At 46.6% G+C, this 10,608-nt stretch carries 10 protein-coding genes; 7 read left to right on the top strand and 3 right to left on the bottom strand.

Annotated elements, in window-relative coordinates; genetic code table 11:
• Positions 1–67: 67 nt before the first annotated feature.
• The 7 genes from Q0369_RS02160 (at position 68) to Q0369_RS02130 (ending at position 6,840) form a co-directional block, all read left to right on the top strand.
• Positions 68–622 (top strand): type I restriction-modification system subunit M N-terminal domain-containing protein, encoded by a 555-nt coding sequence (locus tag Q0369_RS02160; RefSeq protein ID WP_298095374.1) that lies wholly within the window; start codon positions 68–70, stop codon positions 620–622.
• Between the two features lie 11 nt (positions 623–633).
• Positions 634–1,530 carry a hypothetical protein gene (locus Q0369_RS02155; protein ID WP_298095372.1) on the top strand — a complete coding sequence of 299 codons (897 nt, stop codon included), beginning with the start codon at positions 634–636 and terminating at the stop codon, positions 1,528–1,530.
• Between the two features lie 22 nt (positions 1,531–1,552).
• Entirely contained in the window at positions 1,553–3,844 is a 2,292-nt protein-coding gene (locus Q0369_RS02150) for a molybdopterin-dependent oxidoreductase (RefSeq protein WP_298095369.1), read from the top strand.
• A 1-nt stretch (position 3,845) separates the two neighbouring features.
• Positions 3,846–4,397 carry a 4Fe-4S dicluster domain-containing protein gene (locus tag Q0369_RS02145; RefSeq protein ID WP_298095367.1) on the top strand — a complete coding sequence of 184 codons (552 nt, stop codon included), beginning with the start codon at positions 3,846–3,848 and terminating at the stop codon, positions 4,395–4,397.
• A 10-nt stretch (positions 4,398–4,407) separates the two neighbouring features.
• Positions 4,408–5,055 (top strand): molecular chaperone, encoded by a 648-nt coding sequence (locus Q0369_RS02140; RefSeq protein WP_298095364.1) that lies wholly within the window; start codon positions 4,408–4,410, stop codon positions 5,053–5,055.
• Between the two features lie 2 nt (positions 5,056–5,057).
• Positions 5,058–6,056: an NrfD/PsrC family molybdoenzyme membrane anchor subunit gene (nrfD, locus tag Q0369_RS02135; protein WP_298095359.1), complete on the top strand. Its 999-nt coding sequence runs from the start codon at positions 5,058–5,060 to the stop codon at positions 6,054–6,056.
• A gap of 70 nt (positions 6,057–6,126) precedes the next feature.
• Positions 6,127–6,840, top strand: coding sequence for a rhodanese-like domain-containing protein (locus Q0369_RS02130; protein WP_298095356.1), 714 nt, complete (start codon positions 6,127–6,129; stop codon positions 6,838–6,840).
• A gap of 608 nt (positions 6,841–7,448) precedes the next feature.
• Here the strand turns inward: Q0369_RS02130 and Q0369_RS02125 are convergent.
• The 3 genes from Q0369_RS02125 to Q0369_RS02115 all read right to left on the bottom strand — a co-directional run.
• Positions 7,449–8,237, bottom strand: coding sequence for a transporter substrate-binding domain-containing protein (locus Q0369_RS02125; RefSeq protein WP_298095353.1), 789 nt, complete (start codon positions 8,235–8,237; stop codon positions 7,449–7,451).
• Between the two features lie 410 nt (positions 8,238–8,647).
• Complete coding sequence (locus Q0369_RS02120; protein WP_297903825.1) at positions 8,648–9,649, bottom strand: iron-sulfur cluster assembly scaffold protein; 1,002 nt, start codon at positions 9,647–9,649, stop codon at positions 8,648–8,650.
• A 3-nt stretch (positions 9,650–9,652) separates the two neighbouring features.
• Positions 9,653–10,608: aminotransferase class V-fold PLP-dependent enzyme (locus tag Q0369_RS02115; protein ID WP_298095350.1), on the bottom strand; the 956-nt coding region annotated here is incomplete at its 5' end.

The following is a 10,608-nucleotide window of genomic DNA, read 5'->3' as shown; positions in this document are numbered from 1 at the left end:
TTAGCAGCCCAAAAGCAAAAATATCACAAAAGCGTATTTGAAAATTTAATAAAAGAGGAGAACTAAGATGCAAAAGACCACACAAGAGACCATAAACAACGTCGTTTGGAAAGCTTGCGACACATTTCGCGGCACGATGGACGGAAGCGACTATAAAGACTATGTTTTAACTATGCTTTTCGTTAAATACCTATCTGATTTTTACAAAGAAAAGCTCGAAATGCTTAGAGCCGAGTACGGCGACAAGCGTGAAAGGATCGAAGCAAAGCTAAAGAAAGAGAAATTTAAGCTTGATGAGAGCTGCACGTTTGAGTATCTTTTAGCGCACAAAGAGGCGGTAAATTTAGGCGAGATAATGAAAAAGAGCGCGAGCGGCGAATACGGCGAGTTTTTGCGCTATCTGCCTCTTGGTAAAATTGCAAATTTAATCTTCATCGTCATCATCGCCGCAAACTGCGTGCAGGCTTTCATCGTCTCAGGCCCGCCGCCGTATCTGGGCTCTAGCACGCCGGCTAGATTAAGTCTTGATCCTGCCAAATGGTTTTGGGAAAAAGATCACTGGCAAAGCGCGCTTGATTTTAGATTCGATTGGAATCCGGAGCTTCCGGATCTGCCAAACTAAGGAGCAAAAAGATGAAAAAGCTGATGATTTTTACGGCGCTAGCGGCTCTGGCGTTTGGGTTTGAGTTTAATCTCGATAGCAAAGCGGGCGCACTTGAAGGCGTGAAGGAGCTTGGTGCGCCGAGTGCGGAAGTGAGCCTAAGCTTACAAAACGACGCGCCGATTACTGGAGCAGACTACGACGCAGATAAAAAGCAGTTCGCGCTGGTTTCTAAAAATAACGAATTTTACGTTGCGGACGAAAATTTAAAGCCGCTTAGATACGGCAAGCACGATCGCCACTTTATAATGGAGATGGAGGCGACCGTAGGTGCTACGTGGTATAAAAACGAGATCGGCATGATAAGTTTTAATAAAACCTTCGTCTTTTATGAGCCTGCGGACGGGCTTAGTGCAGAGGAGCAAAACAGCCAGTGGAGGCACTTGAGCGAGGGTTGGGATAAATGGAAGCTAAACGATCTCGGTAACAAAGGGCGCTTCTCCACGCTTCGAGCGAAGCAGCAATATATCCTCGGCTGGGATTACGACGCGGCTGCGAATAAATTTATCGTTGCGTCCGTGCCTAACGACGTGAGGGATTATTGGAGCGTGGCGGTGTTTGACGGCGACGATAAGATGATTTTGGAGGAATTTATTCCGCAAATCGGCTCAAATTTAAAGCTAAAAGAGAGCAGGAGCCTAGGCGAATATTACGTCACGGGCATCGATGCTCAGCCTGACGCCGTTTATCTTTTGAGTAAAAATTTCTCGACTATTCTAAAGCTAAATTTACAAACGCATGCAATTGAGGATGCGTATAGTTTTAGCGGAGCGGCAAACGCAAGAGCGCTTGTGGTGAAGGACGGCAAATTTTATGTTTTTTCGCGTGAAGGCAAAGAAAATAAGGTTTTCATATACGATATGAAATAAAGCCCACATTTAAGGAGAAGAGATGCAAAGACGTTCTTTCTTAAAAGGCGCGGGAGCGGCTCTAGCTACGGCGGGAGCTTCTCCAAGCCTATTTGGTATGGAGCAGTTTGAGGTGGATTTTAAACCGAAATCCTATAAAAACGAGCAGGGCGTAGAGTATCACTACCTCACCTGTCCTAGAAACTGCCGCGACGCCTGTTCGATGATCGCAGAGATCAAAGACGGCAAGATGGTTAGCATCAAGGGCGATCCGAAGCACCCTCTAACGCAAGGCACGGTCTGCGTCAAAGGTCATACCTACGCAATGCACCTATACAATGCCGATCGTATAATGTATCCGATGAAGCGCGTCGGTAAAAAGTGCGAGGGTAAATGGGAGCGCATAAGCTGGGATCAAGCGCTAAAAGAGATAGCCGCAAAACTCACCGAGATAAAGTCAAAATACGGCGGCGAGGCTCTGACGGAGTTTGTCTATTCGGGCAATGAAGGGCATATCTCAAAGACGATCGCACCTGGAAATTTCTTTGAAAAATACGGCGCTACGAGGCTTGTGCGCAACCCGTGCGACTGGCCGCGCTATGCGGGCACGCCGAGCGTTATCGGTACGGATTTTTCAAAAGACGCGCTGGAAGTGGATGAGAGCGATATGTATATCAGCTGGGGCTCAAACGAAGCCTATACGGCGGTGCACTGGATTAGATTCGCCCACCGCGTCAAAAAGCGAGGCGGTAAGATCATCGTCATAAATACGATCAGAATTCCGCTCGCAAACCAAGCCGATATGTTTATCCAGCTAAAGCCTTCAAGCGATCCGGCATTTTGTCTAGCGGTCTGCAAATTTTTGATAGAAGAAGATCTATATGATCATGAATTTGTAGAAAAATATACAACCGGCTTTGAAGATCTAGTTCATGAGTGCTCGCTCTACACCTACGGCGAACTAAGCGATATGTGCGGCGCAAGCGTCGATCAGATCAAGGTTTTTGCGCGAGAATACGCTCATGCTAAAGCGCCCGCCATTATGCACGGCGACGGCGGGCAAAGGCACTTTAACGGCGCAAGGCTCGTGCGAGCGGTTACTTTCTTGCCGGTACTTACGGGTTGCCTTACAAAACTTGGCGGCGGATTATTCTGGGCTTACGTGCACGTAAAGGGCTGCTTTAACTTCGATAACTGCATGCCAGATCTTTCGCCGAAAGACGCGGAAGGCAAAAAGATAGAGCGCCAGCAAATAAGCTATATAGAATTTGGCAAAGGTATCCAAAAGGAAAATCCGACCTATCTAGGTAAGCCGATAAATACGGTAATTCGAGCCTGTATCAACTACAACTCGAATTTGATGGTAACGGCGCCCAATACGAATTTAATCAAAAAACGCGTGATGGACGACGATTTTTTCTTGGTAGTCATCGATCCTTACGATACCGACACCTGCGATTACGCTGACTACGTATTGCCGGGCGTTACCTTTATGGAGAGCGAAGATATTCAAAACGATCAAATTTCGGGCTACGTCTGCTACAACGCCCAAAGCGTCAAGCCGCTGGGCGAAGCCAAGACGAATTTGGAATTTTTTAACGCTCTAGCCAAGGCGATGGGATATAAAGAGGAGTGCTTTGATTGGGATAGCGAGACGGTTTGCAGGAGGTTTTTGGATACGGAATTTGCCAAAAAGCAAAATATCACCTACGAAAAGCTAAAGAGCGTAGGCTGGATTAAGCCGTTTAGGACTCCTGAGACGATGAAAGATCAGTTTCCTTACTACCCTTATGCGCCGAAGGACAAGCTTGTATTCGGTACTAAAAGCGGCAAGTGCGAGCTCTACTCTGAGACATTCAAAGAGGCAGGTTATCATCCAGTGATCGATCTTGATGACGATTGGGATTATTACCGAGCACATAAGAGTTTCGGCGACGGTTATCTCAAAAAGTATCCGCTTTATTTTATGACGCCGGGCACGCAGCTTCAGGATAACTCAAACTGGGGCAATATGCCTTACATCCTAAAACGCGTCATAGTAAAGGGCAACGCTGAGCTATTTATGACGCGCGAGGATATGCTGGCGCGCGGTATCAAAGAGGGCGATACGGTTGAAGCCACGAACGAAAAGGGCACGGCGATATTTACGGCGGTTGAAACCAATCAGATGCAGCCGGGCATCGTCTATGCATGGAACAATATCTGGGTTAAGGTTACCAAGTCTCGCACGGGAGCAAATATCCTTTGCTCGGACGGAGTGAGTGATTTAGGCAACGGATCGACCTATACTGCAAGCTTTTGTGAAGTAAAAAAAGCTGCAAAACAGGAGGCATAAAATGAAACGAAAACAAGGATTTTTATTTGATTATAACTTTTGTATAGGTTGTAAGGCGTGCGAAATTTCATGTCAGGTCTATCATAACCAAGACCCCGATATCAACTGGCGCCACGTCGATATGATGCTAATCCATGAAGACGAGATCGAAAAGGAAATTTTCATCACGCATTCATGCCATCACTGTGACGAGCCTGCATGTATGGACGTCTGCCCCGTGGGAGCTTACATTAAGCTCGAAAACGGCATAGTTCAGCCGATACACGATAAATGTATCGGTTGCGGATACTGCATCGTAGCCTGTCCTTACGGCTCTATAACCAAAGGCAAAGACGGCAAAGCGCAAAAATGCAACCTCTGCGCCGAGAAGCTCGAGCGCGGCGAGGAGCCTGCGTGCGTAGCGGGCTGTCCTTGCGACGTGCTAAAGCTAGTTGATAGCGATGTGAGCGATAGTGCAGGAATGGAGAAAGAGATGCCTGGCTTTAAGCACTTTTTTACAAAACCAAACATCCGCTTCTATCCTAGGATGAAGCGCAATGAGTTTATCCACTAAGGATCAAAAGATGCGTAATTTAAAGCAGAGCCTTTGCGTCGAGGACTTTTTGAGGCAGGTATTTTTGGTGCCGCTTACCGGTGAAAATTTGAACGAGCTTTTAAATTTGACGCAGGATTTCGCGCCTAAGCTTAAAGAGCATAAGTTTATCCTCGAATTTGCCAAATGCAAAAGCGAGCCAAGCTTAATCGATGAAATTCGCTACGAATTCAATAAGCTCTTCGTGGGCCCTAAGCGCCCTAAAGCCGAGCCTTACGAGTCGGTGTATTTCGACTATCAAACGATGTTTGGGGCAAAGACGATGCAGGTGCGAAGCTTTTATGAAAGCTCTGGGCTAAAGCTAGAGGATGCGCAGCTTGATAAATTTCCCGACGATTTCATCGGGTACGAGTTGCAATATCTTTATTTTCTAAGTTTTAGCGCGCTAAGGGCGGAGGATGAGGCTAAATTTAATGAAATTTTGCGTAAAAAGGCGGAATTTATCGCCGCTCATCCGTCGCAGTGGTTTTGCAAATTTGCTGCTCGCTGCGATGAGCATGCAAATTTAGACGTTTGGAAAAGTTTCGGGAGCTTTTTAAATCTCTACTTAAATAGCGAGATGGATGCGCTTAAAAGCGCACTAAAAGATCCTGCAATTTTTAAAAATTTAAAGGAATGACAATGGTACAGACGACTTGGGGATGGCTCATAGTCATCTATCTATTTTTGGGCGGTTTAGGCGCCGGGGCATTTTTGTGCTCGGCTTTGGCTTATAAGGGCTTTTTGGGCTCGTTAAACGAGAGGTTTTATAAATTCGGCTTTCTGCTAGCACCCGTTGCGGTAATAATAGGAACCGCGCTTTTGCTATTTGACCTGGCGCCGAGCGCTGCGATAAATCCTCTTAAAATTTTACAGCTCTATACGCGCCCGGTTTCGATGATGAGCATAGGTACGTATCTACTTACGTTTTTTATCGTAGTCAGCGTTTTGGTGCTTTTGCAGATCAAAAAGAGCGGTAAAATTTGCGATATGATGCTCACGCTCGGAGCTATTTTGGCGCTTGGAGTGATGGGATATACGGGGCTACTGCTTTACGTCGTAAAGGCGATCCCGCTTTGGGCTAGCGTGTGGCTGCCGATTTTATTTACGATCTCCGCGATCTCTACGGGGCTTAGTGCGAACGCCGCCGCTACGTTAAATGCCGGGCACGGGCTAAGCCACTGCGCGCATAAATTTCACGTCGTGCTAGTCGCGCTTGAGATCGTTGCGGTGCTAGCGCTGTTTGCGAGCGTGAGAAGCGAGGCTGCGGGCATGGCTAGCGTGACTAAGATAGTCAGCGGCTCGCTTGCGCCGATGTTTTGGATAGGCTTTGTCGTGTTTGGGCTTGCTTTGCCGCTGCTAGGTGGAAGCAAATTTATGCTTCGCAGCTGCAGCGTGAATGCGGACGGCAGTGTCTGCGCGCACGGCGGCGAGGAGGTAAAAAGCTGTGTTTATAACGAATACGGCGTGCTTATAGGTGACTTTTGTCTAAGAGCGCTTATCGTACTTGCGCAGTCTATATATTTTAACCCCTATCTTTTGGTATTGCTCGGGCGCTTGACCGAACTTTTAAATTTTATCGCTCTTTTGCTTTTGCAAGCAAATCGCCTACTTGATCGCTCACATCTGCTAACGGCGTAAATTCACACTATTTAGCTAAATTTTTTGATATAATCCCCCCGCTTTAAAAGCTAAAATTCAAAGGAAACATATGAAATTTATTTCTCACAAAATTTTAAAAAGCGCGGTTTTGCTGGCTGCATTGGGATCTTTTGCGACTTGCGGCGCCGAGATGCAACAGTCTAACGGCTACGCCATAAGCGGCGCGGCGCTATCAGCAATAGAGGAGGACAATAGAGCGAAAGAAAATTATCTGGTCATTGACGTTAGAAGCTCGGAGGAATACGCCGCCGGCCACCTAAAACACGCGATCAACATCCCGCTTGGAGAGCTTGAAAGCAGGCTGGATGAGATAAACGCCTACAAGGATAAAAACGTCGTGCTTTATTGCAATACCGGCAACCGCAGCGGCAAGGCGCTTGATCTGCTTAAACAAAAAGGCTTCAGTGTGCTTATGAATGCGCCCGGCGTGAAGCAGTACGACTATGAGCTGTATAAGGTCGGCAGCATAAACGCGGAGGGGTTTTTGAAAATAGCAAATGATCCAAACGTGCTAATTATCGACGCTAGGCAGAAGCAGGACTACGACGCGGGGCATATGAAGGGCGCGATAAATATTCCTGATGGCGAGCCTTTAGAAAATTACAAGGATGTGCTTGAGGCCAATAAAGACAAAAAGATGATCACACACTGTTACAGCGGCAACCGCAGCGCCAAGCTCGCCAAAGCCCTAAACGAGCGAGGCTACAACGTCACAAATCTACTCGACGGCACGAAAGAGTATAATTACGAGCTGGTGAAATAAATCGAGATTGGCTCTTGGGGTAAAATTTTACGATTGCTTTTTGCATTTGCCAGGTCTTTGTAATATGCAGCTTCGCGGCGCCGATAAGACAGGTAGGCTAAATTTGAAATTATTTGCTTCGCCTGCTCATTTGGCGCCTACTTTACATAGGATTTGCCTTTGATACAAAGCGCAATTTCGACTCCCCCATACCGAGGCGGCAATAGCGCTTGGGAGTTTAACTCCTTTTAGAGGAATTTTTAAAATTTAAATCATAAAATTGTAGCTACGGAGCAGGTATTTGGAGCTGAAAAAATAGAAATTTACAAGCTAGCGCGGGTTTTGTGGGATGTAAAATTGAAACGGACTCTATAAAAGTTGCGTAAATTTTAAATGCAGCCGAATTGCTTAAAAATTTTACTTCCGAAAATGAAATTTCGCGCTAGTGGTGCGCGCGTCTTAAATAGCCTCACCAATTTCGATAAAATCTGTACTTTAGGAGAGGCAAGCAAAATCGAGACCGAATTCTAAGAGCAATTAAGCCCGCAACGTATTTTTTAACTCCGTCGTTACAATGAATCGAATTTTACGCGGAAACCAGGCGCACGAATTAAATTCTGCACGAAATTTTATTCAACCAAGAATTCCTTCTTATCGATCGTGCCATGATAAAAAATCCCGAGCGTATCATCAAAGGTCTTATCCAAAAATCCGTCTTTTTTTAGTCCTGCTAAAGATGTATTGATTAGCTCTAGCAGCGCATTATTGCCCTTCTGCACGGCGATTGCGTTGTAAGTTTGCTTACCTAGACCATCCAAAGCAACCTGCGTTTTATTATCGATGATCGCGTATGCATGCAGGATTAGATTATCATCGACATGCACGGCATTTTTCGCCCTTTTGAAAGCGCGGTAACATTTAGCCGAGCTGGCGCAAAAGTTTAAATTCTTTCTAAAGCCTGCTTTTCGTAAGAAATTGTGAATAGGAGAGTGTTTGATGACAAAAATCCTCTTTTTGCGCAGCTGATCGAAACTCGTGATATTTTCGTCTTTTTTGGCTAGCACACCTACCTGCACTTTAAAATAAGGTTCCGAAAAATCCACCTTCTTAGCTCGCGCGGGCGTAGGAGTAAAAGTCGCAATCACCATATCCGCTTCATTGCGCTGTAAAGCGCTAATGCGTCTTGAAGCCGTGATTGGGATAAATTTTACCTTGCCAGGATTATCGCCGAAAATCTCCTTACCGAGCTTTTCGCCAAGAGCAATCTCAAATCCCCTATATTTGCCGTCTACGAGCGCACTAAACGGCGGCTGATCGTTATATACACCTATGCAAACGAGCCTATCTTTTTTGATCTGATCCAAAGAATTTGCAGATAGAAAACCAAGTAGTAGAGCCGCCAAAACAAATACTTTCATTTGCTCCCCTTTTAGTTGAAATAAGGCGCAATTATAATAAAAAGAAATTATAGCCAGCTAAAATTCTGTGATTTATGGCGCATTTTCATCTAAATTTATGAAAAGATGAAATTCGCGGAGAAATTCTATGTTCAATTTACAAACGAAATCTCATAAAAAAACTTACACGAGCGAAAAAGCTTTTAATTAAATTTATAAACAAAATTTTACGGATGTATTTCACGTTAGAAAACCTTAGCGAAATTTGCGATATTCTTAAAAGTAAACGGCGAAATTCTACGCAGATTTAGCGTCTAATTGCGAATTTAGCTAAGGGGCAAAATTTAGCACTGCATCAATCGCGCAAAAGCCCAAGCTCTTAAAATTTCGCTAAAAACTATGCCAAGATGCAAACGTAGCGACCGATAAGCTTAGATCGGCATTACGCGGATGTTCGGGCTTAGATTTTCTTGCAAAACATTTTCGATCGCGTATAATGTACCGCTCGCACCGCTGGCGCAGCCGCTACAAGCGCCAAGATAACGGATATATATGTCCGTTTTGCCGTCGTCTGCAGGCCTGATGTCGATGACGTCGAGATTGCCACCGTCCATCTGAAGCATCGGGCGGATATCCTCGTCAAGCACTCCTTCGACCGCTTTAAATTTACCGATCAAATTTAACTGCTCAAAGCTCATCTCGGCTCCCACTTTCGCGCTAGTAGCGGCACTCGCCTCGGCTTGAGCTTGAAGCCTCTCTCTCTCCATCTCCTCTCTGGTTTGCTTTAAAATATCGACCAGATAGTAATCCTTCTCCTCGTGTCCGCCCGGGCGCACGCAGGATTTACAAAACGCGCCCGCTTTAGTGTATTGCGTGATCTCCTCGACCGTGTGAAGGTCGTTTAGGCGGATTACCTCTTTGATCGTGCCGAGGCTCACGCGTGCGCAGTCGCACACGATGATCTCATCCTCGAAATGTGCAGGATCGACGCCCTTATAATTCGCTGCAGCCTGCTTGATGACATCGTATGCCATGACCGAGCAGTGCATCTTTTGCGGTGGCACGGCGGGCTCATCTGGGGTATCGCGCATCGCGTGCTCTACGTCTAAATTTGTAATCTTTACCGCTTGATCGACGGTCTTTCCGATACAAAGCTCAGCCATCGTATCCGAACTCGCAATCGCCGTACCGCAACCGAAGCTTTTAAATTTAGCGTCCAAAATTCTATCAGTCTTAGGATCGATCAACCAATACAGCCGCACCGCATCGCCGCAGCTCTCGGCGCCGAAGTCCGCGACCACGAGCTTGCCGCCCCTAGCCTTCGCCTCCTCTTCGGTAATCTCGCCCATATAGCGAGGATTATTCATACGCTCCTGCACTTTTTGCGAGTACTGCTCCCAGATCGAGCCGTTTATCAAACTATTTTTTGCCATTTTTTATCCTTTATTTTTCTCATAACCTTGCGGCGCGTAAGCAAATGTGCTTGAAATCCCGCGCAGACGGGCGATAGCTTTACCAATATGTTCGATCGCATAATCGATCTCCGCCTCCGTCGTAAAGCGCGACAGCGAAAGCCTTAGCGCCGTATGCGCCAGCTCCTTATCCGCGCCGATCGCTTCCATTATTGGGTTATTCTCAAGCGCCTCGCTCGCACACGCAGAGCCAGTAGAAGCGGCTATACCCGCTTTATTTAGATCCCACAGCATCGCCTCTCCTTCGACGCCTTGGATCGAGGCGAGGATGGTGTTTGGCACGCGGATGCTGCGATCACCCACGACGCTAACGTTTGGAATTTGCAAAAGCGCATCCTCCAGCTTATCGCGCAGCCTGCTTACCTGAGTGCGCTCAAAATCCATAAATTTATTCGCTAGCTCCAAAGCTTTACCTAGCCCCACTATTCCCGCGACATTTAGCGTGCCGCTGCGGCGTCCGCCCATGTGCTCGCCGCCGTGAAGCAGGCTCGTAAGCGGCTTGCTATCTTTGATATAAAGCGCGCCAACCCCCTTTGGAGCGTGAAATTTATGCCCCGAAAGGCTCAAAAAATCCACATCCGCATCGCGCACGTTTACCTTTATCTTGCCTACGGCCTGCACTGCGTCGGCATGGTACAGCGCGCCATGCTCGTGTGCGATTTGCGCGATCTGTTTAACGGGGAAGATCGTGCCGGTTTCGTTATTTGCCCACATCACGCTAACAAGTGCGGTTTTGTCGTTAATTTTTTCGGCAAGCTCGTCAAGATCGATCTGTCCATTTTTATCGACGCCGAGGCGAGAGATCTTTACGCGGCAAATTTTTTCTAAAAAAGCACAGGTCGCACTGATTGCTGGGTGCTCGACAGAGCTTATGACGATATTATCCTTCTCGCCGGTTAGAATTTTATCGTAGTAAATTC

Origin of the sequence: uncultured Campylobacter sp., from assembly GCF_938030685.1 — a bacterium.
Classification (GTDB): domain Bacteria; phylum Campylobacterota; class Campylobacteria; order Campylobacterales; family Campylobacteraceae; genus Campylobacter_B.
This window is presented reverse-complemented; position numbering and strand designations above follow the sequence as displayed.